Source organism: uncultured Desulfovibrio sp. (genome assembly GCF_902477725.1).
In the GTDB taxonomy this organism is placed as follows: Bacteria; Desulfobacterota; Desulfovibrionia; order Desulfovibrionales; family Desulfovibrionaceae; genus Desulfovibrio.
Genome location: NZ_CABSIF010000009.1, coordinates 67,501 through 92,694, shown reverse-complemented (window position 1 = coordinate 92,694; position 25,194 = coordinate 67,501). Strand labels below are relative to the sequence as shown.

Annotated in this window: 26 protein-coding genes (1 of these 26 only partly in view); 12 read left to right on the top strand and 14 right to left on the bottom strand. The window is 59.3% G+C overall.

All coding sequences use genetic code 11. The annotated features are described in order from the left end of the window. The first annotated feature begins 59 nt into the window (after window positions 1-59). Both RDK48_RS10005 and RDK48_RS10000 read left to right on the top strand, forming a co-directional pair. On the top strand, window positions 60-851 hold the full coding sequence (locus tag RDK48_RS10005; RefSeq protein ID WP_298994659.1) for a sirohydrochlorin cobaltochelatase: 792 nt from the start codon (window positions 60-62) through the stop codon (window positions 849-851). Window positions 852-854: 3 nt separating this feature from the next. Next, the gene (locus RDK48_RS10000) at window positions 855-1,694 is read left to right on the top strand and encodes a hypothetical protein (RefSeq protein WP_298994655.1); all 840 of its coding nucleotides are present in this window, start codon (window positions 855-857) and stop codon (window positions 1,692-1,694) included. A 351-nt stretch (window positions 1,695-2,045) separates the two neighbouring features. On the opposite strand, the gene RDK48_RS09995 is transcribed toward RDK48_RS10000, so the two are convergent. From RDK48_RS09995 to mqnE, 7 genes are all read right to left on the bottom strand, one after another. After that, window positions 2,046-2,741 (bottom strand): Crp/Fnr family transcriptional regulator, encoded by a 696-nt coding sequence (locus RDK48_RS09995; protein ID WP_209817900.1) that lies wholly within the window; start codon window positions 2,739-2,741, stop codon window positions 2,046-2,048. A gap of 88 nt (window positions 2,742-2,829) precedes the next feature. Further along, the gene (locus tag RDK48_RS09990) at window positions 2,830-3,159 is read right to left on the bottom strand and encodes a 4Fe-4S dicluster domain-containing protein (RefSeq protein ID WP_192113735.1); all 330 of its coding nucleotides are present in this window, start codon (window positions 3,157-3,159) and stop codon (window positions 2,830-2,832) included. Between the two features lie 15 nt (window positions 3,160-3,174). After that, window positions 3,175-4,947 (bottom strand): adenylyl-sulfate reductase subunit alpha, encoded by a 1,773-nt coding sequence (locus RDK48_RS09985; RefSeq protein ID WP_298994650.1) that lies wholly within the window; start codon window positions 4,945-4,947, stop codon window positions 3,175-3,177. Between the two features lie 30 nt (window positions 4,948-4,977). Further along, window positions 4,978-6,525 (bottom strand): DASS family sodium-coupled anion symporter, encoded by a 1,548-nt coding sequence (locus RDK48_RS09980; RefSeq protein ID WP_298994647.1) that lies wholly within the window; start codon window positions 6,523-6,525, stop codon window positions 4,978-4,980. 301 nt (window positions 6,526-6,826) lie between these two features. Next, a complete protein-coding gene (locus RDK48_RS09975; protein WP_298994644.1) occupies window positions 6,827-7,678 on the bottom strand; it encodes a menaquinone biosynthetic enzyme MqnA/MqnD family protein in 852 nt (283 codons plus the stop codon). Window positions 7,679-7,795: 117 nt separating this feature from the next. After that, the gene (gene mqnC, locus RDK48_RS09970; RefSeq protein ID WP_374042262.1) at window positions 7,796-8,926 is read right to left on the bottom strand and encodes a cyclic dehypoxanthinyl futalosine synthase; all 1,131 of its coding nucleotides are present in this window, start codon (window positions 8,924-8,926) and stop codon (window positions 7,796-7,798) included. Then, on the bottom strand, window positions 8,923-10,062 hold the full coding sequence (gene mqnE / locus RDK48_RS09965) for an aminofutalosine synthase MqnE (protein WP_298994640.1): 1,140 nt from the start codon (window positions 10,060-10,062) through the stop codon (window positions 8,923-8,925). The genes mqnC and mqnE overlap by 4 nt, the downstream gene beginning before the upstream one ends. 84 nt (window positions 10,063-10,146) lie before the next feature. Between mqnE and RDK48_RS09960 the strand changes: the two genes are divergently transcribed. Next, window positions 10,147-10,992: a 1,4-dihydroxy-6-naphthoate synthase gene (locus RDK48_RS09960; RefSeq protein WP_298994637.1), complete on the top strand. Its 846-nt coding sequence runs from the start codon at window positions 10,147-10,149 to the stop codon at window positions 10,990-10,992. A gap of 333 nt (window positions 10,993-11,325) precedes the next feature. Beyond that, entirely contained in the window at window positions 11,326-12,732 is a 1,407-nt protein-coding gene (locus RDK48_RS09955; RefSeq protein ID WP_298994634.1) for an MATE family efflux transporter, read from the top strand. A 155-nt stretch (window positions 12,733-12,887) separates the two neighbouring features. Here the strand turns inward: RDK48_RS09955 and RDK48_RS09950 are convergent, their stop codons facing one another. Beyond that, window positions 12,888-14,459 carry a response regulator gene (locus RDK48_RS09950; RefSeq protein ID WP_298994631.1) on the bottom strand — a complete coding sequence of 524 codons (1,572 nt, stop codon included), beginning with the start codon at window positions 14,457-14,459 and terminating at the stop codon, window positions 12,888-12,890. Window positions 14,460-14,689: 230 nt separating this feature from the next. Further along, entirely contained in the window at window positions 14,690-15,088 is a 399-nt protein-coding gene (locus RDK48_RS09945) for a hypothetical protein (RefSeq protein ID WP_298994628.1), read from the bottom strand. Window positions 15,089-15,167: 79 nt separating this feature from the next. On the opposite strand from RDK48_RS09945, the gene RDK48_RS09940 reads away from it, so the two are divergent. Continuing rightward, window positions 15,168-15,332 (top strand): hypothetical protein, encoded by a 165-nt coding sequence (locus RDK48_RS09940; RefSeq protein WP_298994625.1) that lies wholly within the window; start codon window positions 15,168-15,170, stop codon window positions 15,330-15,332. A gap of 94 nt (window positions 15,333-15,426) precedes the next feature. Here RDK48_RS09940 and RDK48_RS09935 read toward each other — a convergent pair whose 3' ends face one another. The 3 genes from RDK48_RS09935 to RDK48_RS09925 are packed head-to-tail and all read right to left on the bottom strand — an operon-like array spanning window position 15,427 to window position 17,774. Then, window positions 15,427-16,041: a bifunctional nuclease family protein gene (locus RDK48_RS09935; protein ID WP_298994620.1), complete on the bottom strand. Its 615-nt coding sequence runs from the start codon at window positions 16,039-16,041 to the stop codon at window positions 15,427-15,429. After that, complete coding sequence (gene miaB, locus RDK48_RS09930) at window positions 16,035-17,390, bottom strand: tRNA (N6-isopentenyl adenosine(37)-C2)-methylthiotransferase MiaB (protein WP_298994617.1); 1,356 nt, start codon at window positions 17,388-17,390, stop codon at window positions 16,035-16,037. The genes RDK48_RS09935 and miaB overlap by 7 nt, the downstream gene beginning before the upstream one ends. A gap of 9 nt (window positions 17,391-17,399) precedes the next feature. Beyond that, a complete protein-coding gene (locus tag RDK48_RS09925) occupies window positions 17,400-17,774 on the bottom strand; it encodes a hypothetical protein (protein ID WP_022657263.1) in 375 nt (124 codons plus the stop codon). Between the two features lie 427 nt (window positions 17,775-18,201). Between RDK48_RS09925 and RDK48_RS09920 the strand changes: the two genes are divergently transcribed. Next, a complete protein-coding gene (locus tag RDK48_RS09920) occupies window positions 18,202-18,738 on the top strand; it encodes a hypothetical protein (RefSeq protein ID WP_240825017.1) in 537 nt (178 codons plus the stop codon). Between the two features lie 110 nt (window positions 18,739-18,848). Here RDK48_RS09920 and RDK48_RS09915 read toward each other — a convergent pair whose 3' ends face one another. Next, window positions 18,849-19,127, bottom strand: a complete 279-nt coding sequence (locus RDK48_RS09915) for a DUF5334 domain-containing protein (protein WP_298994609.1) — start codon at window positions 19,125-19,127, stop codon at window positions 18,849-18,851. Here RDK48_RS09915 and moaA point away from each other — a divergent pair. The 6 genes from moaA to RDK48_RS09885 all read left to right on the top strand — a co-directional run bounded on the left by moaA (window position 19,126) and on the right by RDK48_RS09885 (window position 23,376). Then, entirely contained in the window at window positions 19,126-20,205 is a 1,080-nt protein-coding gene (moaA, locus tag RDK48_RS09910; protein ID WP_298994607.1) for a GTP 3',8-cyclase MoaA, read from the top strand. The genes RDK48_RS09915 and moaA overlap by 2 nt on opposite strands. 95 nt (window positions 20,206-20,300) lie before the next feature. Beyond that, on the top strand, window positions 20,301-20,726 hold the full coding sequence (locus RDK48_RS09905; RefSeq protein WP_298994604.1) for an SRPBCC family protein: 426 nt from the start codon (window positions 20,301-20,303) through the stop codon (window positions 20,724-20,726). Beyond that, the gene (locus RDK48_RS09900) at window positions 20,693-21,214 is read left to right on the top strand and encodes a MarR family winged helix-turn-helix transcriptional regulator (protein ID WP_298994598.1); all 522 of its coding nucleotides are present in this window, start codon (window positions 20,693-20,695) and stop codon (window positions 21,212-21,214) included. The genes RDK48_RS09905 and RDK48_RS09900 overlap by 34 nt, the downstream gene beginning before the upstream one ends. Before the next feature lie 123 nt (window positions 21,215-21,337). Next, a complete protein-coding gene (gene ruvA, locus RDK48_RS09895; protein ID WP_298994593.1) occupies window positions 21,338-21,949 on the top strand; it encodes a Holliday junction branch migration protein RuvA in 612 nt (203 codons plus the stop codon). Then, window positions 21,949-22,941: a Holliday junction branch migration DNA helicase RuvB gene (gene ruvB, locus RDK48_RS09890; protein ID WP_298994588.1), complete on the top strand. Its 993-nt coding sequence runs from the start codon at window positions 21,949-21,951 to the stop codon at window positions 22,939-22,941. The genes ruvA and ruvB overlap by 1 nt, the downstream gene beginning before the upstream one ends. A 57-nt stretch (window positions 22,942-22,998) precedes the next feature. After that, complete coding sequence (locus RDK48_RS09885; RefSeq protein ID WP_298994584.1) at window positions 22,999-23,376, top strand: ACT domain-containing protein; 378 nt, start codon at window positions 22,999-23,001, stop codon at window positions 23,374-23,376. A gap of 146 nt (window positions 23,377-23,522) precedes the next feature. Here the strand turns inward: RDK48_RS09885 and RDK48_RS09880 are convergent, their stop codons facing one another. Then, window positions 23,523-25,194, bottom strand: the 3' portion of a protein-coding gene (locus RDK48_RS09880) for a heavy metal translocating P-type ATPase (RefSeq protein ID WP_298994582.1). The gene runs 338 nt beyond the window's last position; the window shows 1,672 of its 2,010 coding nt (coding positions 339-2,010); the start codon falls outside the window, past its right edge; it ends in the stop codon at window positions 23,523-23,525.

Here is a 25,194-nt window from a genome sequence, read left to right as displayed (position 1 = left end):
TTGCCCGCCGCAGATGGCCTCCTTGCTTCAAGGGCGCAAGTGACGTACAAAAAAGCCCCATGAGACACGCTATTCTTCTGGTCGCCTTTGGCGCAAGCAGCTCGCAGGGGCAGAACGCCCTCAAGGGGTTTGACGCCCTTGTGCGCCAGCGTTATCCCGGTATTCCGGTACGCTGGGCCTATACTTCGCTGCTCTTGCGCGAACGCATGGCGCAGGCCCGCCAGAAGAGTGATTCTGTTTTTAAAGCAGTGTGCCGTCTTGGGCTTGAGCGGTTCGAGGCCGTGGCGGTGCAGCCCTTGCAGACCATACCCGGTCAGGAGCATGGTGATGTGCGCGCCGCAGTTGAAGAAGCCGCCGAGCACGAGCACCTGCTTTGCCGGATTGGCGCGCCCCTGCTCGCCACGGCGGGTGATGTGCGCGCGACGGCGCGGGCGCTGGTGCGGCATCTGCCCGCAGAGCGCGGCGCAGATGAAGACGTTGTCTTTATGGGGCACGGCGCGGAACACGAGGCGGTTGCCCGCTATGTGGATCTGGCCCGCGCTGTGCAGGAGCTTGACAGCCGCGTGCATGTGGGGGCCATGAACGGCGCTGTGACGCTTGAAAGTATTTTGCCCAATCTCGCTTCACGCCGGGTATGGCTTATGCCGCTTTTATCGGTTGTGGGCCGCCATGCTCTGGAGGACATGGCGGGCGAGAACGGGCACAGTTGGCGCAGTCGCATTGAGGCCCAGGGCCACCAATGCCTGCCCGTGCTCATGGGGACGGCGGAATACGCCGATGTGGCTGAAATATGGCTGCGGCATCTTGAGGATGCCGTGCAATCCCTTGCCGCTGGCTGGGAGAAGAGGTGACGTATGCGCGGATTTTTGGCGGCTATACTGGTTTCAGGTCTGTTGTTGGGGGGATGCGGCGCTATGGGCACGGGCGATTCCGGCCCTAAAGAAAAAGTAAACCTTGCGGCTGGGGTGCAGAACGCCAAGGCCAACGCTTTTAACCCCTACCTGCGTACTTCCTTGCCCAACCTGCGCACGAGCGATGCAGAGAGCCAGGCCATGCTGCAAAAAATGGGCGGGCGTGTTAGCTCCATTGAGGGCGAAGCTGCCTATCGGCCCCAGTGGAAAAACGAGATATACCCCGTATTTTTCGGCGAGCCCAAGGCTCCTCACGAAGTATTGGTACTGCTCGATTTTGCCTCGCCGCAGAGCGAAAAGGTCTGGCATGCCGTGGCTGAGGCCAGCCGCTCGGTTTCGCCCCAGCAGTGTAAGGTGGCGGTTTTTGCCAACAGCAAGGAATATTACGGCACCGACCTCATGGGCATGGGCATCTGGGTTTCTTACTCCCGCCCCGGCCAGGGCATGGCCTACATGACCTACGCGCTCTCGCGCTGGAACGAGATCAAGGCTGCCCAGAAGAAAAAAGGACACGTTGTGGTCTTTAACAACGAATACGACGCCACGGCGGAATCCTCTGACTTCCCCATCCACTACAGCTATATGAGCAAGCTGCGGCCCCCGGTGAACCCCGCCGAAGAACTGGCCGTGGGCAAATACTGCTACAATGCGGGCAATGTGAACCTCTATCAGGCCCAGCAGATCGCCCAGTATTTTGGCATCAAGACCCTGCCTGCAGTGATTGTTGACGGCAACGTGCTGTCGTCCGTTTCTGCCAGCAGCATTCTCAAGGCAATGGAATAGCCCGCTTGACGCAAAACATTCAGGCTGCCCTTGGCCTTCTGAAACTGCACGTATAATGCCGCAAAGCCCGCTCGAAAGAGCGGGCTTTGTTTTTACCTTTCACGGACGGCAAAATCCGTTGCAGGGGCAGGAATCGGAATGGAGTGGAATGAAGGGGGCCGCAGCAGCCGCATAGCGAACACTGGGTGCAGCCCTTGTTCTGGCAGTACCATTTACCGGCAGGGCAGACTATAAGCTGCAAGATTATTGGGGCAGTGGAAAATTATTTGTCCGGGCCGGATACCTGGGCAAAATGTCCGGCTAGTGCGCCCGGTGGCCGGAGCACATGGTGGCGAGGAGCACGGGGCGCGGCTACAGAAGGTTGTGGTCGAGGCGGTAGATCATTTCAATGGGATTAAGCAGCACGATGCGTCTGCCCGAGCCCACAATAAGCCCTGCATTGCGAAACTGCTGCAAGGTGGCGCTGACCGTGGGCTGGGTGGAGCCGACCATGGAGGCCAGCTGCTCCTGAGGAATGCTCAGCGGGATTTCGCAGGGCTTGTTCCAGCCTTCGGTGGTGCGCAGGGTTTCGTAGGCCAGAGAAATAAGCAGGCTTGCCAGCCGATTGGCAACGTCGCTGTTCTGGCGGCGCACCAGATCGCCCATCTGGCGCAGTCTGCGCCCAAGCAGGGTAATGACGCTACGCGCCAGCGGATAATGCTCCTGAAGCATGCTTTCAAAATCCTGCCGGTTGATGGCGTACAGCACGGATGCGCTGGCCGTCTGCGCGCTGGCCTTGCGCGGAGAATTGTTCAGCACTTCTGAAATACCGAATATTTCGCCCTTCATGCGCAGCGAAAAGGTCATTTCCTTGCCTGCGCGGTCCAAGCAAAAGATGCGTATCAGGCCGGATTCTATATAAAAGCAGGAGTCTCCTGCGTCACCCTCAAGAAAGACCATTTCATTTTTGGACAGTTCAAGGCGCTGGGCATTTTTTAAAAAGGCGCTCTTGGCCTCGTCAATGCCCTTGAAAAAGTCTTCTTTTTCCAGATGCCAGAATGTGTCCATGGATGCCCTTCCCTGTGTGATGCGCCAGCGTCCCGCCGTGCAGGAACGGCGGGACGCTGGCGACTATTTTCAATAATACTCCGCGCTATCAGGCCTTGTCCAGCCTGTTCACATAACGGTAGGTCTGTTCCTGCCCGTTGATGTCGCGGCATTTCCAGATAATGAAGTTGGAGCCCATGATGGGACGCAGCGTGGCCTTGAAGTAGCCCAGCTGGTAGGGCATCTTGATCTCAAGCGCGCCCGCAGGGCAGGCCTTGATGCAGGACATGCAGTCCCAGCAGTCGCGGGCGGCCCGCAAGTAGGCCTTGCCCGTGGCGGGGTTCAGAGCCATGAGATCGCCGGGGCAGATTTCTTCGCAATGGGTTTCTTCGCGCCCGTTACAGCCGTTGCATTTGTGCGTGTCAATTTTTGGCGGCATTGTCTTTCTCCTGACTTAGGGCTTGTACCTGTCGCCGGGCAGCAACTGCTCGTAAGGACGGGTAAAGGTTGTCATTTCTCCTGTGGCGGGATCGCGGCGCGACTCCACAAAGCAGTCAAAGTTTTCATCGTCGCGCTGGGGGTAGTCCGAGCGGGTCTGCCAGCCAGCCCAGCGGGTTTCCTTGCGGGCCTTGAGGTGGTGCACCACGGCTTCGGCCACGTCCACGCGGTCCATGGTTTCGTTGGCCTGCATGAGATCGTGCAGATCCTTGGCGCGCAGATGCTTGAACTGGCTTTGCAGAATCTTGATGTGCCGCAGGGCGTAATCAAGCTGCTGCTCGTTGACGCGATAAAACTGGCTGGAACCGCCAGCGTATTCATCCATGAGCCTTTGCAGGCGTTCCTTCATTTCCAGCGGGCTCACGCCTTCCTCTTCGCGCGTGAGCAGGGGAGCGTACACGCGTTCCTTTTCCTGCGCGATCTGAGCGGCATCAAGTACCGGCGTATCGGCTACGGCCATGTAGGCAAGAGCGCCGCGCGCGGCCAGCTTGCCCTCGGCGCAGCAGCCGCCCACAAACTTGTTGGGGTTGCCGCCAGCGGTTTCGCCCGCTGCAAACAGGCCGGGCAGGGTTGTCATGCGTTCCATGTCCACCCAGTAGCCGCCGCCGGTGTGCCCGCCCATGATATAGGGATCGGAACCGAAGATTTCGATGGGTTCCTTGGACGGATCCTGCCCACGGCTGGCAAGAAAGAGCACGAAAGAAGGACGCTCGTTGAGGTAGTCTTCCATCATGGCCTTGGTTTTTTCCGGGGTCATGCTGGTGGTGTCGCAGAAGCAGGGGCCGCGACCAGCCAGCCATTCTTCCATGGGTGCGTTGGCGCGGATGTAGCGCGGGGCCGCATCGCCGCCAACGCTTTCGTAGCGGCTCATGACGCGCTCGCCCAGGGAGTTGATGATGGGCGCGCCGTACCCCACGGAGATGGTATCCACGGGGCCGCAAAAATCTTTGGTACGCGTGGCAACCCATCGCTGTTCAAGGCTGCTGAGCTCCGCACCCTGACGCAGGCCCATGGCGTAGCCGGAACCAACGCAGTAGGGGCACATCCAGATTTGCGAGCCGCTGTCGGTGGAGTCGGCGGTGTAGGACTTGTAAAGTGTGCCCGCGCCGCCGGTGCTCACCACTGTGGCCCGTGCGCGGAACACGTAGAACTTGCCGTCGCGTACGCCAAAGCCCGTGGCTCCTGTGCAGCGGCCATTATGCACCAGCAGGGCCGTTGCCGCCACGCGGTTGTAGACATCAGCGCCGGTTTCAAGGGCTTTTTCTGCCATGATGGGCTTGAGTTGCTCTCCGTGGATGGAAATATCCCACTTGCCACGGTAGCGGATGTTGCCCTGCTCATCCCTGAGAATGGGCAGGCCCCAGCGCTCCAGGTCATCAACGCATTCGTTGAGTTCCTGAGCGTTGGAAAGGGCCAGATCTTCGCGCAGGGGGCCGCCGCCAACCTGTGAGCGGCTCCAGCGCACGAGATCTTCGGGCGTCTTGTTGGGCGGGATATAGGTGTTGATGGCGTCCATACCGGCAGAACACGCGCCGGAGCGCATGATGTCGGCCTTTTCCACAATAACGATCTTGGCTGCGGGGTTGAGACGAGCAGTTTCCGTTGCCACAAAGCAGCCGGCATTGCCGCCGCCGATGATCAGCAGATCGGCGGTTACCTCGACGGTTTCAATGTCGTTCAGGCTGGTTGGCCGAAAATCGACCGCATGCGTTGTTTTTATGCGTGCCATAATGTCCTCTCGGGCAAAGGGTTGGGGCGATTAAAAAGGCCAGGCGGCGGCGGGATCCCACACGGGCATGCCGAGCAGCGCGTACCAGGGGGCCATGACGCAGACACCATAGACAATGGCGATAAGCACGGCCACGGAACCCACTTTGGCGTAGTCGGCGGTGGAGAAGGTTTCTGTGCTGTGCGCGATGACAGCGGCGGTGATCTGGGTGGGCAGCAGGTAGGCGAACGTATCAGTATCGCACACCAGCATGGTAAAGGCCACAGGGTGCAGGCCAAGCTTGGGAGCCATGGCAAATACCACCGGGGCAAGCATGGCCACGGCAGCCACGTTGGAGAGCATGCCAAGGCGGATAATGTGCGTGCCCACCATCATGGTCAGCACGGTCTGCCACCAGTTCATACCTACAACCATACTGTGGATGTGGTCGGCAAGCCATTGCGCCACGCCAGCCTGAGTCATGGCGGTGGTCATGGTCATGGCGCCGCCCAGCAGCAAGAATGTGCCCCAGATGGTCTTTTGCTGCACGGCCTTCCAGGAGCAGGGCATCATGCCGGGGGCAAACAGCACCATCATGCCTACCAGGCCGATAACGCCCAGGGGCTGTCGGTGCAGTTCATAAATAAAACTGCCCTTGCCCGTCACAAACATGAATCCGACCAGCAAAAAAATGCCCAGCAGGGTTTTTTCTGCGGTGCTCATGGGGCCAAGTTCTTTGTAGCTTTTTTCGATGGTGGCGGAGCCGCCCGCAATGGAAACGCAGTTGGTCTTGAAGTAGTAGCGCGTCCACCAGTTTGTCAGCACAAACATGCCCAGATACGGGAACTGCAGGAGCATCCAGTTGAGAAAGTTGATGTTGGTAAAGCCGTTCTTTTCAAAAATGCCCACCAGAATCATGTTGGGCAGGTGGGCAGTCATGATGAACATGCCGCAGATCATGGAGCCGTAAACCAGAGACTGGATGACAAGAGCCTTTTTAGCGGCGCGTTCTTCGGGCGTATCACCCAGCAGATTGCAGATGCCCTGCACCACGGGCAGCAGGGTGGCGGCGCGGGCGTTGGCCGCAGGCACCAGAAAGCCCAGAACAATATTCACAAAGAACATGCCCCAGATAACCCGGCATACGGACGAAGCCTTGAAGCGGGCCAAAATGCCCAGAGCGATGCGGCGGTCAAGGCCAATGAGCTGCATGACCGCTGCCACCATAAAGGCAAACAGGCACAGCCAGATAACGTGGTCGGTGAATCCGGCAAAGATGATCGCCATGGGCGGCTTGCCGTTGTTCCAGGGCAGAGCCTGGGTGATCAGCAGCATGGTGGGGATGGAAATACCAGTTACGCCTGCGGGCATGGCCTCGCTGACCCACATGATGCTGGCCCACACCACAATGCCCAGAACGGCCATGCCGTTGTGCGTCAGCCCGTCAAATGGGGGGATCACATTCCACAACAGGAAAAAAGCAACCCATGCCAGGGCAAAACCAGCGAAAGCGCGCAGGGGATTTTTGCCCCTATTACGAATATTTTCACAAAGATAGCCCAAAAAAGACCGCCCTGCGGCGGAAGGAACCTGTGTCATATACCTACCCCACGATAAAAGAGTGTCAGTACGCGCGTGGGCACTGACACTAGGTTAGTTTGTTCTTCCATTCCATGTTCTGGATGATAATTCTGAGAAAATTTTTTGGCCTGGCTGTAGGCTTTGCGGCAATTTTTAAGGCTGGAAAGTCATCTGACGGCTATGACAACTTACTGAATTGCTATGTAAAAATGGCAAAAAAAGGAGCAGCCCGAACCTCGTGCCCCAGCTGCTCCATGCCAAATTTTTTTTGCCCTGCTGCAAAAATTTTTTTCAGATGAAAAATGCCCGCAGCGAAAAATTACAGTGTGAAAAACTCCAGGGCCGGGGCCTTGGCGATCATGCCCGCATCTGCCAGCATTTGATAAAAAAGGCTCAAGCCGCGCTGTTCTTCTTCGCCCAAGGTGTAAACAAGGCCCTTGCTGTAGTAGAAGGCCAGCTCCTCGCGTGAGAGGGGGCAACCGTGGGCCGTGAGGTCAAGGATGACGTTCATGTGCTCAAGGCCCCAGTCGCGGCCCTGCCGCAGCAGCGCGCCGGGGTCGCTGGTAAAGAGCTTTGCCTCTGCGGCGGCGCGGCTGACCACCCACAGGCCGAAAATAAAGGGCAGGCCTGTCCAGTCGCGCCATGCCTCAGCCAGGTCGAGACGGTGCGGATACTCGGGATGGTTGCGCAGGCGCAAGGCTTCATCGCCAATGGCCAGAAAGGCCACGGGCGGGTTTTCGCCGCGCAGGGCCGGGGTAACTTGCCCTGTGGAGAATGTGACGTTGAGCTTGAATCTGTCGCGCATGATAAGGCGCAGCAGGGCCACCGAGGTGTGTGTTTCGCCGCTGATGAGGATTTCCTGCCCTTCAAGCTGTTCAAAGGGCACGCGCGAGAGCAGCAGCACGCTCATGACCGGGCCGTGGGAGCCTATGGAGAGGTCTTCCACAAGCTGGTAGCGCTCCGGGCGGCTGGCGTATTCAAAACATGAGCAGGACGAAACGTGCAGTTCGCCGCGCGCCATCATGGTGTTGAGCAGGGCTGGCGGGCCGGAAACAAGCTCGTAATCGTGGGGCAGAATGCCAGCTTCCAGCGGGTGATAGATGGGCAGTACGTTGAGATAGCCAATGCGGCCCATGCGCAGTACGGGGGGAGTTTTTTTTTGCTCGGTCATGGGGCGGAGTACCTTTTGCCAGGGGCAAAGCCGATGGGCGAAATTTGAATGTGCGGCCAAAACGCGTTTCCGGGGGCGAACCCCCGGAAACGTGGAATTAACAGTGCGTCGGAAGCCTTACACTTCAGGCTGGGGAACCACGGGAGTGTAGTCCATGGTGCGCTGCACGGGGGTAAAGCCCGCAGTGCGGATGACCTTGTGGATGTCGCTGCGGTCCATGTGGAAGGAAACCCCGGCTGCGGCCACCACGTTTTCTTCAATCATCAGCGAGCCGAAGTCGTTGGCGCCGTAGAACAGGGCCAGTTGGGCCACCTGCGGGCCCATGGTCACCCACGAGGCCTGGATGTTGGCGATATTGTCCAGCACCAGACGCGAGACTGCCAGCAGGCGCAGGTAGGCGGGGGCGGGCAGCGGGTCAACATCGATGCGCGTGTGCGCTGGCTGGAATGTCCAGGGGATAAAGGCCGTGAAGCCGTGGGTGCGGTCCTGCACCTCGCGCACGGCAAAGAGGTGATCCAGCCTGTGGGCAGGTTCTTCTTCATGCCCGAACATCATGGTGGCGGTGGTGCGCAGGCCCAGCTTGTGGGCTTCTTCCATAACGCCGAGCCACTGTTCGGCAGTGCATTTGTTGGGCGAAACCTGGGCGCGCACTCCTGTGTGCAGAATCTCCGCGCCGCCGCCGGGCAGGGATTGCAGGCCTGCTTCTTTCAGGCGGCGCAGCACCTCTGGCACGGAAAGGCCGAATTTTTCAGCCCAGAAGAAAATCTCCGGCGGCGAAAAGGCGTGGATATGCAGTTGCGGCCATGTTGCCCGCATCCAGCGCAGCAGGTCTTCGTACCATTCCAGCGGCAGGTCGGGGTGATGCCCGCCCTGGAGCAGCACCTGGGTACCGCCGAGGGCAAGGGTTTCCTCAATCTTCTGCGCCATTTCGTCTCGGCTGATGACGTAGCCGCCGTCCTGATCTGGCGCGCGGAAAAAGGCGCAGAAGCGGCAGGCGCACACGCACACGTTGGAATAGTTGATGTTGCGGTCGCCCACGTAGGTGACAATGGGGTCAGGGTGCAGACGCAGGCGCATGGCATGGGCCAGTTGGGCAAGCGTGTGCAGGCTGGCCTTGTAGTACAGGGCTTCGGCGGCGGCGCGGTCAAGGCGCTGGCCGCTGGCGGCAAGGGCTGAGGCCTGGCGCACGTCTTCAAATTCTGCGCCCTGTTCGTCAAAGGGGCTGTGCGCGGGGAAAAACGTACTCACTGGCGCGCCTCCGTGGATTCGTCGTTCAGGGTATTGAAGGTGGCGTTGCGCCGCACCGGGGTAAAGCCCGATTCGCGGATAAGGTGCTCAAGTTCCTCAATGGTCATGCCCTGGGCGGACTGCGCGCCCGCCATGTGGCCGATGCGCTCTTCAATGATGGTGCCGTCCAGATCGTCCGCGCCGTACCACAGGGCCACCGGGGCCAGCTTGGGGGCCATCATGATCCAGTAGGCCTTGAGGTGGGGGATGTTGTCGAGCATGAGGCGCGAAACAGCCACCGTGCGCAGCTGATCCAGCCCGCGCTGGGGGCCGACCTTGTCTTCCGGCAGCTTGAGGCGGCTGTGATCCGTAAGGAAGGGCAGGGGGATAAAACAGGTAAAGCCGCCGCTTTTGTCCTGCTGCTCGCGCAGACGGCAGAGGTGGTCGATGCGGTGCTCGTATGTTTCTATATGCCCGAACAGCATGGTGCAGTTGGTGGCAATGCCGAGGCTGTGAGCCTCGCCCTGAATGCGCAGCCATGCCTTGGCGTCGGCCTTGTGCGGGCAGATCTGCGGGCGCAGTTCTTCATCAAAAATTTCCGCGCCGCCGCCGGGCATCATTACAAGGCCCGCGTTCTGCAAACGCTTGAGTACCTCAAGGGTGCTGATGCCTTCAAGGCGCGCAAAGTGTTCAATCTCTACGGCGGTAAAGGCCTTGACCGGCAGGTTGGGGTTGAAGGCCCGCACCGCGCGGATCATGTCTTCAAACCAGGCAAGGGGCCGCGTGGGGTGGCAGCCGCCCACAATGTGCAGTTCGTCCAGATGCAGGGGGGTCGCGTCTGCAGCGCGCAGGCGGGCCAGCACGTCGTCGAGGCTCATGGCAAACGCGCCCGGCTCGTCCTCCCTGTCGCGGCGGAAGGCGCAAAAGGTGCAGCCGTTGACGCACACATTGGTATAGTTGATCTGCCGGTTGACCACATAAAAGGCCTTGTGGCCGTGCAGGCGGCAGCGCACGTGCAGCGCAAGCGCGCCCACGGCGGTAATATCGGGGCAGTTGAACAGTGTCAGCCCGTCTTCGGGCGAAAGCCGCTCCCCGGAGAGCACCTTTTCGCGGATAGACGAAAGGCCCAGTGCGGCGTAGTATGTTGCGTCTAGCATATCTGAATCCTGTGCATGGATTGGGGGCAAAATGCCGCTCGCAGATTAAGCCCCGCCGCCGCACACTGTCAACGTGAGGAAAAAATGTCTGCCTTGCCGCCGCCAAATCTGTCATTCGGTCTTTCGCCCTGCCCCAATGATACCTATATTTTTCATGCCATGCTGCACGGGCTGGTGCCTGTTCCCGCGCCTATCACCCCGCATATGGCCGATGTGGAAGAACTGAACAATCTTGCCCGGCAAAAGGCGCTGGACGTCACCAAGATGTCGCTTGGCGCAACCACTGAAATCATGCAGGATTATGCCCTGCTGTCTTCGGGCGCGGCGCTTGGCTGGGGTTGCGGCCCCCTTGTGGTGGCGCGCAAAAACCTCAAGCCCGAAGACTGGCGCAATGCCACTGTGGCGGTTCCCGGCCTGCTGACCACTGCCAATCTTCTGCTGACCCTGCACGGCGGTTTTCAGGGGCCGCGCAAGGAAATGCTGTTCAGCGATGTTATGTCTGCCGTGAGCAATGGCGAGGCTGATCTTGGTCTGATAATCCACGAGGGGCGCTTTACCTATGCGCGTCAGGGGCTTGTAAAACTGCTTGATCTGGGGCAGTGGTGGGAGGCGGAGTTTTCTCTGCCGCTGCCGCTGGGCGCCATTGCCGTGCGGCGCGACCTGCCCATACCCCTTGCCCGCCGCGTGCAGAATACCATCACTGCCAGTCTGGCTTACGCCAACGCGCACCCCGGTGATTCGCGCGAATTTATCCGCTCTCATGCGCAGGAGATGGAAGAAAGCGTCACCAGCGCCCACATCAAGACCTTTGTGACGGATTTCAGCCTTGATCTCGGCCCGGCGGGGCGTGCGGCCATTCAATCCCTTGTGGGCCGGGCTGCGGATATCATGGGCAAGCCCCTGCCTTCTGAAGGGCTGTTTTTGCGCTAGGGGCTGTTTCTAAATAATTCTTTTGGCCAACTGGCTGCGTCAAAAGGCCATTTTTTACTCCAGTCATGTACCGTAAGAGTACACTCCTTTCGTAAAAAAAGCCTTTTTCCTTGCCCTTGGCACAAAATCATTTATTTAGAGACAACCCCTGAAGCAGGTTACGAATGAAATGAGTTAACTGCTCTAGCCAGGCAGGGCAAACCCGGCCCGTAACCCTTTTACCTCCCATGTTTCGCGCGTTGCGGCGCGGACGGAACACGTTTTACCCCGGACTTTTCCGGCTTGCTCTGGCGCTGGCCCTGACGCCCGCCACGGATCACCTGCGAGAACCCTATGTTTGAAAAAATATTCTCCCTTTCAGAGGCCCGCCGTTTTTATGCGGTGGGGCTGCCCATCTTCATTGCCCAGCTTTCGCAAACGGGCATGACCTTTGCCGATACTGCCATGAGCGGGCTCTACAGCGCTCAGGCTCTGGCCGCTGTGGCCGTTGCGGGTTCCATATGGGCCCCTGTGGCCCTGCTTGGCATTGGCTGCCTGCTGGCGCTCTCTCCCCTGAGTGCGCAATTTGTTGGCTCCGGACGGCCTGACCGAGCGGCGCACCTGCTGCGGCAGGGCCTGTGGCTTACTCTTGGCCTGAGCGTTGTGCTGGTGAGCTTTTATTACGCAGTTTCGTTCCATCTGGACCTTTTTGGGCTTGAGCCCGCGCTTGCTGACATGGCAGGGGCGTACCTGCGCGCCATCATGTGGGGTTTGCCGGGTTTTCTGCTTTTTGTGAATCTGCGCAGCTTTCTTGAGGGCTTTTCCCGCACTCGTCCCGCCATGGTCATAGGCCTGCTCGGGCTGGCGCTCAATGTTCCCTGCAACTACGTATTCATTTACGGCAAGTTCGGTTTGCCGGAGCTTGGCGGCGTGGGCTGCGGCGTGGCCTCTGCCATCAGCTTCTGGTTTATGGGCCTGTGCATGTTGTATTATCTGCGCCGCGACCCGCAGTATAAATGCCTGGGGCCGGTGTTTGCTCCCCTGTTCCGTGGCGGCAGCGCAGAAGAGCCGCGCTTTGATGGTGCGCTGGTCTTGCGGGTGTTCCGCATTGGCTTTCCCGGCGCGCTGGCCCTGTTTTTTGAAGTTTCGCTCTTTGCCCTCAGCGCTATTCTGCTTGCTCCTTTGGGTACGGTCATGGTGGCTGGGCATCAGATTGCCCTTAACTTTGGGGCGCTGGTGTTCATGGTGCCGCTTTCCATCAGCATGACGGCCACCATACGCGTTGGCCGCTACCTTGGGGCGCAGCAGGCCGAGCGCGCTAAAATTGTGGCCCGCACGGCCCTGACCCTGAGCGTTGTTTTTGCGCTGCTCATTGCTACGCTTACAGTGCTGTTCCGACATAGTATTGTGGCCATTTATACCCAGGATGCGGCGGTGGCCGCCCTGGCCATGCAACTCCTGCTTTATCAGGCCGCTTACCAGATTGTGGACGGCTTGCAGGTGACGGGCATCGGCATTCTGCGCGGGCATAATGATACGCGGATTATTTCTGTCATCTGCTTTGCAGCCTACTGGATTATCGGGCTGCCCTTGGGTTTTGCGCTGGCGCGTACAAATCTTCTGGTCCCCTCAATGGGTGCGGCAGGCTTTTGGATTGCCTACATCGTGGCCCTGGGATTCGGGGCGGCATGTTACCTCTGGCGGGTGCGGCATCTGCACTCGCTCACAACCGAAGACATGCTCCAGCGCGTGAAGCGTTAGAGCGGCACCATCGCGTTATCCCGACTGCGTCAGAATATGTTTTTCTGCGGCCGGGTACGGTATGAGCGTAAAAAGAGGCGCAGGCGGGCAAAGCCCGCCTGCGCCTCTTCAATACTGGCTACGCTGGAGAAGAAATACCGTCAGGCCTTTAGCTGTTATTTACGGAAGGCCTGCTTCCAGGTAAATTTTACTATGGACATCATGTCCGTGAGGCTGCTCTTGCCGCCAATCAGGCTTCCGGAGCTCTTGCCGCGCGCGAGCGGGTCAAGCAGCGGCGGGATGGGGGTATTGCCTGAAATGGCAGGCTGTGCGTCTTGTGCGGTGCGGGTGTTCTGCGTTGATTGGGCTGCGCCCTCGTGCTCACCCCACAAGGGGATGACTGGCGAGGATGCACCCTGCCCGGCGCGCAGATTGCCTGATTTGGCGGCAGAACCCTGCTGGGAGGGCATATCCGGTTCGTCCTCGTCGGCAAGGGCAATGCCAACTTGCCCGCGTTGCCGTGCTCCAGCCTGGGGGGCTGTGCCTGCGGCCTGTGCCTGATTGGCCTGCGCATTGCCCATTTGAGCCTGACCCACCTGCATCAAGGGGTCATTTGCCCATTCTGCGGGCGCGCCTTCTGCGTCCCCACGCTCCCTGGCGGCCTGACGGCCTGCCCGCCACTGGCGTTCTGCCGCGTCTTCAAGCTTTTTGGCCTCGGCCTCGCGGGTCAGGGCTTCAAGCGTGGTGCGGATTTCTGCGCTCAAGGCTTCGGCGTCAGCGCCCAGGGCCTGTTCAAGGCAGGCTTCCATGCTTTTCAGCATGTCGTCCGGGGTATCTGTTGCAAGGCATATCTGAGCCATGCGCTCACTGATCTGTTCTCTGGGGGTGATTTCGTACCCCTGAGCCAAAATTCCTGCTGCAAAATCAAAGTTGCCCTGGCGTATCTGCTGCAAGGCCTCGGACAAAAACGGGCTTCGCGCTGCGGGATCTTCCTGAAGCATGCGGGCATAAACCGCGCGGGCGCGGTTCCACTGCCGCGCGCGCACAAATGTGGCTGCCGCCAGCGAAAGATAGTGGCGGTAGCGGGCCATGTCGCCCTTGCCCTTCCACGCCGCGGCCATGCCCAGCTCCGCCTTGCCCTGAATAAGCGCGCCGCGCATGGCCCGCTGGAAGGCATTGATGGCGCTGTTCCATTTGCGTTGTTCAAGGCACTGCATGCCCACGCGAAAATAGTCTTCGGGCTGGCGAATGGGCTTGAGCAGGATGCCGTAGGTGGCCACGGCTTCGTCAAAGGCTCTGGTGTCTGCAAGGTGGGCGGCTTTTTCCAGATCATCAAGCGAAGAACGCGAGTTGGCCAGAAAATCAAGATGGGCCTTGAGCTGGCTGAACGAGTAAGGCCTTGATATGAGGGCGCTTGCACCGCAGCCGAGAGTGCGGAGCTGCTCCACCTCGCTGTCGTGGGGCAGAATCAGCAGCACGGGCATGTCGAGCAGCAGGGGGTGCAGACGCAAAATGGCGCAAAACTGTTCGCCGTCCATATCAGAAAGACGCTGCGAGCAGATGACCACATCGGGCTTGAAAGAAGGGGGAAATTCGTCAAGGCCAGCCAGCATGCGGGCTGCCGCCACGCCGGAGGTCAGACCTTCAGTGCGGTCAACCCCGACTTCGCGCAGAGCGCGTCTGTCCAGAGCGGCCATTGATTCGCTTTCGCTGAGAAGAAGAACATGGATCTGCCGTGGGCGGGTCATGCTTGTCCTTGTCGGAATAACCAGTTGAAAAGCTGCCGGCAGGAAGGGCTGGCAGTGGCTTCCGTAAATGCACTATACCCGCTGGAGCGGGCTTGCGCAAGAAAACAGGGCCGTGAAATTTGATGAATGCCTGTCGCGAATGGGCGTAATGGCTTGTTCCTCCATAAAAAAACACCTTGTCGCTGGTCGTGGCGGCAAGGTGTTTATGTGTTTGATCTGTCAGAACCAGCTTAATTGGCAAAAGGTATTATGCGCGCACGTGGCTGCGCATCCTCGCTGCCGCAGAATTCCGGCGGGCAGGAGAGAACTGCGTGACAGTAGGGGCAGTGCAGCGTGCCATCTGCCCGTTCAAGGCGGATAAGCCCACCCTCGTTTTCATAGCAGCGCGGGCAGAACGGCCCAAGATTGATATCCTTGGCCTTGAGCCAGTAGAGACCGTTGCGGCGGAACAGGTTGCTGGCAAGCTCAACGGCTTCTTCAAGGGTCTTCAGGCGGGTCTGCAGCAGGTTAAGCTCATCGTGCAGGGCTATGCTGCGCGATTGCACTTCCATGAGCAGGCGGCGGGCCTGTTCGACATGCCCGGAGGCAAAAAGGTCGTTGATTTCTTTGAATAGTCGATAGTGCAGCATGGTTCTCTTCCCCATTGCTGCTAATAATCGGAGCAAGACGCTATATCTTTAGGGATCGGAAATCGGCTATTGGCGCGGGATGAAAAAATTTATTCATGATTTTAGCCAGTTGGTGAAGCATTTTTTATTTAGAATATTTTTAGAGTTCTGGAAAAAACCTGAATCTGCCGGGTGCAGGCCTGACCGCACCCGCCCCGGCATGCCCGCAAAGGCTGCCGTATCGCCTCTGAAAAACGCTGCCTGAGCGAAAAATGGGGGAAAACAGAAGATGCCCAAACCCACGCGCACATTCATGCAAACGCGGGTGTGGTAAAGATAAAGAGAATTGTTGCCGCTGGTTACATCTTTCGGCGTGAAATCGGATCAAGAGAACGCAGCATCTCGCGGTATCGGGTTTCTTCATCCGCAGAGAGGGAGGGGGGCAGCTCACCGTGGCGCAGCAGGGCGCCGCCCAGCATATCCGCCTCTTTTTGGGCACCAACGCGGCGCACCATGTCAGTGGCGGCATCAGGAGTCGGCGTGGTAACTTCCACGGCAGTGCTTTGTTCTGCCCGTTGCTGCTCTTCGGCAGAAAGGCGCAGTACTTCTTCTTCCACAAGAATGGGTGCCCCTGCGCGCATGGCCAGGGCAATGGCGTCCGAGGGGCGGCAGTCCACTCGCGTTCTGCCTTCCGGGCCGGAAAGTACAAGCACCGCGTAGAAAGTGCCTTCGCGCAGGTCGTTGATCTCCACGCGCCGCAGTTCGGCCTTAAAGGCTTTGAGCGTCATGAGAAACAGGTCGTGCGTGAGCGGGCGGGGCAGATTTTCGTTGTTGAGCACCAGAGAAATGGCCATGGCCTCCATGGCTCCCACCCAGACGGGCAGCACGGCATCGCCGCTGGCTTCGCGCAACACCACGATGGGCGTTTTGCTCTGCGGGTCGATGGTGAGCCCGAAAACGCGCATTTCTACCATGGTTCCCCCAATCGTTGGGCCATGAGGCTGTGCTTTTTGGCCTCTGTAATCCTCACCCGCACCATGCGGCCCGTGTGATCCACTTGCGGCGGCAGCTCCACATGCACGGGCGCGCCGTAGGGGTCGCGACCTTGCCAGCTTGGCTCCGGCCCCTGGCCTTCCTTGGGGCTGCGGTTTTCGATCAGCAGGGTGGTTTCGCCGCCTACCCGCTGCTGCAACCAGCGCGCGCCAAGTTCATCCTGAAGGGCCTGGAGGCGCAACAGCCTGTCCTGGGCAACATCGGCGGGGATTTTGTCGGGGAACAGCGAGGCCCGCGTTCCTGGCCTGTCTGAGTAACAAAAGGAGAAGCTGGACATGAAGTTGCTGGCGCGCATCATCTGCAACGTGTCCTGAAAATCCTGCTCGCTTTCACCGGGAAAGCCCACAATAAGATCAGTGGAGAGGGCCAGATCGGGCCGGGCTGCGCGCAGGCGTTCCACCAGATCAAGAAAGGCCCCGCTGTCGTAGCGGCGTTTCATGCGGGTCAGCACCGCGTCCGAGCCTGCCTGCATGGGCAGGTGCAAGCGGGGGCAGAGCTGGGGCAGCTCCGCAAAGGCGGCGATATCTTCCGGCCCCATATCCTTGGGATGCGGGGTAACGTAGCGCAGGCGCTCAAGGCCCGGCAGGGCGGCAACCTTGCGCAGCAGGGCGGCAAAGCTTGTGCCGTCGCCGCTTTTATCCTGCCCGAATGCGTTGACGTTCTGCCCAAGCAGGGTGATTTCTCTCGCGCCGTTGTCGATCAGCGCCTTGCATTCGTCAAGAATGGCCGTACTGCTGCGCGATTTCTGGCGGCCCCGGGTGAAGGGCACAATGCAGTAGGCGCAGAAATTGTCGCACCCCTGCATGATATTGGCGTAGGCTACGGAACCGCTGACCACGCCGGGTTCGGTTGTGCCTTCGCGCTCCACATACTGGCTTGTAAAATCAAGCAGGGAGAGGCGCTGCGCGGGGTTTTCCAGCAGGCGCTCAATGGCCTGAGGGGCATTGCCTATGCCGTCGCTGCCCGCCACAAGGCGCACCTGGCTTTCTTTTTCAAAGATGCTTTCGCCAAGTTGCTGGGCCACGCATCCGGCCACGCACACCAGCACGGCGGGGTTGCCGCCCGAAACCTGACGGATGCGGCCAAGCGTGCTCATAACCTTTTGTTCCGGCTTTTCACGCACGGAACAGGTATTGACCACCACCACCTGCGCGTCTTCAAGCGGCGCTTCAAAAAAACCGCGCGCGCCGAGCGCACGCCCCAGCCAGTGGGAGTCGTGCACGTTCATCTGACAGCCAAAAGTGATGATGTGGTAGGTCTTTTCAATCATGATCTTGTATTACTGCTCAATGTCCAGGTCTGCATCGTACATGCCATGCGCGCCTTCTTCTTCAAGGGCGGCCACGCGGTCTTCAAGCCAGTCAAGCACGGCGCGGGCCGTGTGGTAGTTGAGCAGCACGCGGCTGTGGATGCAGCGGTTCACTTCGCGCGCGTCCATCTCGCCGGGGGTAATTTCGTGGCCGATGGAGCCGTCGGGGGCCACCAGCTGCTCAGAGAAAGCGGGCAGGGCATCGCTTTCGTGATAAAAATTCATCTCGATCTCGCCCTGCGGATTTATGCCGCCCCAAACGCCGTGGGCTGTTTGCAGTCTTGCGTTTTCATCCATCTGATATTTATAGCGGATCTTTGCGGGGTGGTCACTGGGCTTGTTCATGCGGCATCCTTGTGGTGTGTGGTATCAGGGGCCTGGCCGCAGGCTGAGGCTCCGTTAGCAACGACATCAGCTGTGCGGCAATTGCATATGATAAAAAAGAGGCCCTGCCAAGTAAAGGCAACATGCTCTCCACGCTGCGGGCGGCATTGTTTTGCATGGATCATGCCCGGTCAGCCCGCTGTAAAAAAATTGGAGCGAAAGAATCAAATGACCGCAAAAAGCAGCGCCAGCCCCGCTCTGCGGCCCATGCAACAGCCTTGCTGCGGCAAACATGCTCTTGACGATGTGCCTTGCATGGATAGAATATCTGCTGCGGCTCATAAGCACGGTCAGGCGCGGCAGCGCGCGGGCTAATCAGGCAATGAGCATCCAAGGAGAACAAGTGAGCGAGGCAAGCAGCAAACCGTATGAAATCCGGCGGCATGAAATGCAGCCCTACTTTGATCTGGAAGCCTTCATGTCCATGAGCAAGGAAACGCGCCTTGGCGGTGCGATTCTTGAACGTCTTGTGGGCCTGTGGGGCGAATGGCTGCCGCAACTGAACGTTTGTGAGATTGCGGCTGGCAAAATTTCGTATCTGGCTGTCTGGCTGCCGGAAGAAGTGGAAAATTTTGTGGATGAAGCCTGGGGAAAATCTGCCTCTGACGGCTTTATGATCAACAACCTTGCCCAGTTTATGTGCATGGCTGCCGTGCAGGAGGCCCTGCCCCAGGTGGAAGATGCCGGTTGCGCGCCTTCGCCGCGGCCCACGGAAACGCTGCGCGAGGCGCTGGCCTCGTTGGGCATTGAATACCGCGAGGCGTTCGGCACCCTTACGCGCCGTTATGCTGTTGTGACGCACTATCCCTTCAAGGGCGGCTGTGAGATTTGCCATCTTCAGGCCCAGTGTCCCAAGGGGCAGGGTCAGGCTGAAAGCCCGAGCATTCTGTTGCCGGGGCATGAGGCCGATTCGGGCGATAACTAAGTGCTGGAACGGGCGGCTGTTTCCGAAAATGCCGTTTCTGCTCCCGGCTGCGCGCCGCAAAGCGCGATCAACAACCACGCGGGGCACAAAATGCTTTTCGGCAACAGCCGCTAACGGCCTTCCATCACAAGGGTGCGGGCTACTCCGGCAGGAGTGCGCACCACAAGTTCTACAGTGCGGGCATTGCGGGCAACCGATTCAACGAGGCAGGTTTCCGTGGCGTCCTTGTCATAGTTGCGCACATCCACCGTGTCGCCCTTGGAGGGAACGCGGTCGGGGATGACCTCGACAAGGTCGGCGGAATCGGCGTCAAAGCCGTCCCAGGCCAGCGCGGGAACGGTCATGCAAAGGCAGCCCAGCAGGGCGGCTCCGAATAGCAGGTGTTTCATGCAAGCATGTGTAAATCCATTTGCCCCTCTTGGCAACTGTGCCGCCCCCGGAGAAGAACTCGCGCCACTGGCGCATCCTGCCCCTCTGTGTGATGGGCACGGCCGCGTGGTGCGGTATCTGCGCCTTTCTGTCACTGACCGCTGCAATCTGCGCTGCGCCTATTGCCGCAGCGAGATAAACCAGAAGTTCATTCCGCACCCCAAGGTGCTGCGCTATGAAGAAATGGCGCGCCTTGTGGGCATGATGGCCGCGCTGGGCGTTTCCAAGGTGCGGCTTACCGGGGGCGAACCCTTTGCCCGCAAGGGCTGCGACGAACTGCTGCATCTGCTGCATACGCGCTACCCATCCCTTGATTTGCGCCTGACCACCAACGGCACACTGCTTGAGCCGCACATTCCGCTGCTGCGCTCTGTGGGCGTGAGCGCCGTCAATCTTTCCCTCGACAGCTTTGACCGCGAAACCTTTGCCAGAGTGACCGGGCGCGATCTGCTGCCCGCTGTTCTCGCCTCGCTGGACGGGCTGCTGCAAGCGGGCATTCGCGTAAAAATCAACGCTGTCGCCATGCGCGGCGTCAATGACGGGCAGATGGACGATTTTGTTCATGCCGTGCGTACCATGCCCGTTGATCTGCGATTTATCGAATTTATGCCCATGGGCAGCGGCACCCTCTGGGGGCCGGAGACGTTCTGGTCTGCCGGAGACATCCGGGCCGAAGCCGAGCGACGTGTGCGCCTTGATCCCGTGCAGGACAGCAGCGCGGAGGCTGGCCCCGCCAAGATGTTTGCTGTGCAGGGTGGCAAGGGCCGCATGGGATTTATCACCGCTGTATCCTGTCATTTCTGCGGCACGTGCAACAGGCTGCGGCTCACCAGCGACGGCAACCTGCGCACATGCCTGTTTGACGACAGGGAATATCACTTGCGGGGGCTTCTGCGTAATCCGCGTTTTGATGACGGGCATCTGGCCCGCGTGGTCCGCCTGGCCTGTGCTGGCAAACCCATTGGGGCCGATCTGCTCAAGGCCCGCAAAAAAGGCTCCGCCGTGGCAGACAAACAGATGGTGGGCATTGGCGGTTAACAGAGAGCTCCCCATTGGAAGATTATGATTGACTCTCAATATTAAGTATACTTATTATAAATATACTTATTAAATGCAGCGCAAAGGAGTACGCCATGCTCAAGATGTCACTTGAATTGCCGGTAAACGCCACGCCGGAAAATATTTGGAGAGTCTACAGCGAATTTTCACTTCGAAGACAATGGGAAACAGATCTGGAATCGTATGAGCTTGACGGGCCATTTGCCGAGGGTGTGGGCGGTACCATGCAGCTAGAAGGCATGCCGCCGATCCGATTTGTTTTTACAGAGGTGCAGACCAACAAGAGTTTTCGGGATGCCGTTGACCTTGGGGGGATGGGACGGCTAGAGTTCGGGCATGAAATTTCAGAGCGCGATGGGCGACGCTTTGTGGAACATTCCATCTCGCTTCTGCCAAAATATTGTGAAATAACAAACGAAAATTATGCATTTTTCCAAAAAGTCACTGGGGATATGACGGATGTGTTATGGCGTTTGAAAATTCTGGCGGAAAGCCTGTAGTTTTTCCTTCACAGTTTCAGGGGGAGGCTGGAGCCTCCCCTGGTTTGCTTTTTATACGGGCATATAATCGCTGGCACGGTATTATCCGAAGAGCGCTCGCCAAGTGCGGCCTCACGCACCCTCAGTTCGTTTTTCTGGCCTGTACCGGCTATCTGGCGCAAAATGAGGAGTACGTGACCCAGAGCATGGTGGCAAACCTTGCCGATATGGATTTGATGACGATTTCACAGCTTGCGGTATTGTTGGAAAAAAAGGGGTTGATTCTGCGCACGACACACCCGCAGGACAGCCGCGCCAAGTCTGTGAGCCTTTCAGATGAGGGGCAACTCCGGCTGAGCAACAGCCTGCCAACGGTCGAGGTTATAGATAAGGAATTTTTTGGGGCCCTGGGGAGCGGGCAGAAAGATTTTGTGCAGATGCTCCGTGTTCTTTCAGCCGTAACCGATGGGAACATCCCTGGCATTGAACCTGACGTTATTCCCAAATAAGGCAATTTCGGGTCAAAGTTCCACTGGGGGCGGCGGCGCCATACACGGCAAGCGCCATTTGAAACCCTTCGCCTTTCAGTCTATGCTCTGGCGGTAGCAACCTTTACTTCTCGCAAGGAATCCATGATCGCCTATCTTGAAGGCCGACTGGCCGAAATATGGGGCAATGCCTGCCTGATCGTCACCGAGGGGGGCGTGGGATACGAAGTGGCCCTGCCCGCCCACACGCTTGCCAGCCTGCCCGGCAGGGGGGAACCCCTGGCGCTGTACACCAGCCTTGCCGTGCGTGAAGATGCGCTGGAGCTTTTTGGTTTTGCCACCTTTGAAGAACGCCAGACCTTTGAAGTGCTGGTCTCCATCTCCAAGGTGGGGGCGCGCACGGCCCTTGGCATCCTTTCCATCTTTCGTCCTGACGACCTGCGCCGGGTTGTATTTGAGGATGACGTGCTGGCCCTTACCCGCGTTTCGGGCATCGGCAAAAAAACCGCCGAACATGTGTTTCTTGAGCTGAAATACAAGCTCAAGGTCGAGGACGCCCCGCAGGCGGCGGCGTTGACCACGGGGACGCGGCCCGGTTCCGTGTTTCGCGATGTGCTGGACGGCTTGGGCAATCTTGGCTATGAGCCGGACGAATGCGCGCCCTTGGTCAAAAAACTGCTGCACGAAGAGCCTGATCTGGATGTGACCGGCGCGCTGCGCGCCACCCTCAAGGCTCTCGCCAAGGGGAAGGTCTGATGACCGATCTTGCGAACCCGTGCGTTGCGGAGTGCACCACAGGCATTGACGAAAGCGTACGCCCGCACAGCCTTGACGACTTTATCGGGCAGAATGAACTGCGCGCCAATCTGCGCGTGTATCTGGGGGCTGCGCGCGAGCGCGGCAAGGCGCTGGACCACACGCTTTTTTACGGCAATCCTGGGCTTGGCAAAACCACGCTGGCGCAGATCATGGCCTCCGAGCTGGGGGTCAATCTTATCTGCACCTCCGGGCCGGTGCTTGAGCGCAGCGGGGACCTTGCCGCCATCCTCACCAATCTGAACAGGCACGACATCCTTTTTGTGGATGAAATCCACCGCATGCCCATTGCCGTGGAGGAAGTGCTGTATCCCGCCATGGAAGATTTCAAGCTCGATCTGGTCATCGGGCAGGGGCCTGCGGCGCGCACGGTCAAGATTGATCTTGAGCCCTTCACCCTTGTGGGGGCGACCACGCGCATGGGCTTGATCTCTTCGCCCCTGCGTGACCGATTCGGCATTGTGGCGCGGCTGGAATATTACAGCCCGGAGGACCTTGCCCGCGTGGTGCAGCGCACGGCGCGCATCCTGGGCGTGGAGGTCTCCACTGACGGCGCTGCGGAAATTGGCCGCCGTTCACGCGGCACGCCCCGCATTGCCAACCGTCTGTTGCGCCGTGTGCGCGACTTTGCCCTGGTGCACGGTGACGGGCTTGTGACTGGCGAACAGGCTTCGGCGGCGCTCAAGCGCATGGACGTGGACGAGCTGGGGCTGGATCAGATGGACCGCAAGCTGCTGGAGGTGCTCATCAAACACTATGACGGCGGCCCGGTGGGTATCAAAACTCTGGCCGTTGCCTGCTCGGAAGAAGTGCGAACCATTGAAGATATTTACGAGCCGTACCTTATCCAGTGCGGCTTTTTAAAGCGCACCCCGCGTGGGCGCATGGCAACAGCTTTGGCCTACAGGCACTTGAAAATGCTGCTTTCTTAGGTATATGATCTGCCCGACCAGTTTTTACACCGAACTGAATGAAAAGGCGGAGAAAGCATGCTCTTGCAAGTAATTGAAGGAAAATTCAGCGTCTGCAAGGTGGAAAACCTGCGCGCCGTCAATTTTCATGTGCCGTGGTTGTTTGTGGGCAAAACTGATGCGGAAATTTCGGTGGTCTGCTTGACTGCGGATATTCCCCACGCCACACTGGCGCGGGAAGACGGCTGGCGCGCACTGCGCGTAGCGGGGCAGATGGATTTTGGCCTTACCGGTGTGATGGCGGGCTTGTCGGCCACACTGGCGCAGGCGGGCATCAGCATTTTTGCCGTGTCGACCTTTGATACGGACTATATATTGATGAAGGCGGAAAAGCTTGTCCCGGCTATTGAAGCGCTGGAGGCGGGCGGCTACACCGTGGAGCGCTCTGCCGTGTAAAGGGTTTGCAGCCGCAGCAGGATGCCGGATTCCTTTTTTGAGAAGATTTGCCCGCCAGTGTCGCTGAGGTGCAGCACGGAACAGGGCAGGACAGAATATAAAAATCGGGGGAAGGGGTTTTGTGGCCTCTTCCCCCGATTTGCTTGCTAGACGTCTATCTTGCCAGCGCGGGCCGCGTTGAGCACAGCCATGAGGGCCACGCCCACATCGGCAAACACAGCTTCCCAAAGGCCGGAGAGGCCCACGATGCCCAGCGCCATGAACAAGGCCTTGATGCCCAGCGCCATAACAATATTCTGCCACACAATGGTGCGTGTGCGGCGCGCTATGCGCAGCAGCTCTGGCAGACGGGCGGGGTTGTCGTCCAGAATGACCACGTCTGCGGTTTCAATGGCGGCTTCTGCGCCCAGACCACCCATGGCCACGCCCACGCCTGCCGTTGCCAGCACCGGAGCATCGTTGATGCCGTCGCCCACAAAGATGGTGTTCTTCACCGGGCCAAGTGCTTCAAGCGCTCCGGCCTTGTCTTCGGGCAGCAGGTCTGCGCGCAGGGTGTCCAGCTTCAGACGCTGGGCCACGGGGCGGGCCTGTTCTTCCCTGTCGCCCGTAAGCATGGCGATAGTCTGGATGCCGAGGCGGCGCAGTTCCTGAATGGCTTCGGGCGACTGCGGCTTGATACGGTCTGCCACCACCAGCGCGCCCAGCAGTTTGCCGCCCTTGGCGACCTGCACCACGCTGCCGGGCATGCTGACATCCATAGGCGCAATGCCACGGCTTGTGAGCAGGGCGGCATTGCCTGCCAGAAGTTCATGGCCACCAGCAGCGGCAGCCACGCCCATGCCGGGGATTTCTTCCATGCCTGTGAGTGATGCATCATCGACCATAATGCCTTCCTGCTGCGCAGCGCGCATGACAGAGCGGGCAATGGGGTGGTTGGAGCGGCTCTCCGCCAGCGCGGCGGCGGCCAGCAGATCATTGGGGGCAACACCTGCGGCGGGCAGCACGGCGTTTACTTCAAACACGCCTTCGGTGAGGGTGCCGGTCTTGTCCAGCGCAGCCACGCGGATGTCGCGCAGGTTGTCGAGCACCGCGCCGCCCTTGATAAGGATGCCCCGGCGCGAAGCCGCGCCAATGCCGCCAAAGTAGCCCAGCGGAATGGAAATAAGCAGGGCGCAGGGGCAGGAAATGACCAGCAGCACAAGGGCGCGGTAAATCCATTGAGAGAAGGGGCCAAGTCCGAACAGGGGGGGCAGCACCGCCACCAGAAAGGCAATGCCCGTCACTGCGGGGGTGTACCAGCGGGCCATGCGGGTGATGAAGCGTTCCGTAGGGGCCTTGCGGGCCACGGCGTTTTCGACCATTTCCAGAATGCGGGCAATGGAGGAGTCGGCAAAGGCCGTTGTCACTTCGACCCGAAGGGCCGCATTCAGATTGATGGTGCCCGCGAGCACCCTGCTGCCGGGGGCAATGCGCTGGGGTACGGATTCGCCCGTAAGCGGCGAGGTGTCCACCTGCGAATCGCCTTCAAGCACGGTACCGTCCAGCGGGATCTTTTCGCCGGGGCGTACAAGGATGTGACTGCCGGGGCCAAGGGCTTCGGGTTCCACATCACGTGTGGCGCCGTTGTCCAGCATCTCGTGGGCAATGCTTGGCCGTGCGGCCAGCAGAGCCTTGACCGACCGACGCGAACGCCCGGCGGCGCGCTCCTGTACAAATTCACCCACGCAATAAAAGAGCATGACGCCAACCGCTTCGGGTAATTGCCCAAGGGCTATGGCCGCGATGGTTGCACCGCCCATCAGCGTAAATTCGTTGAAA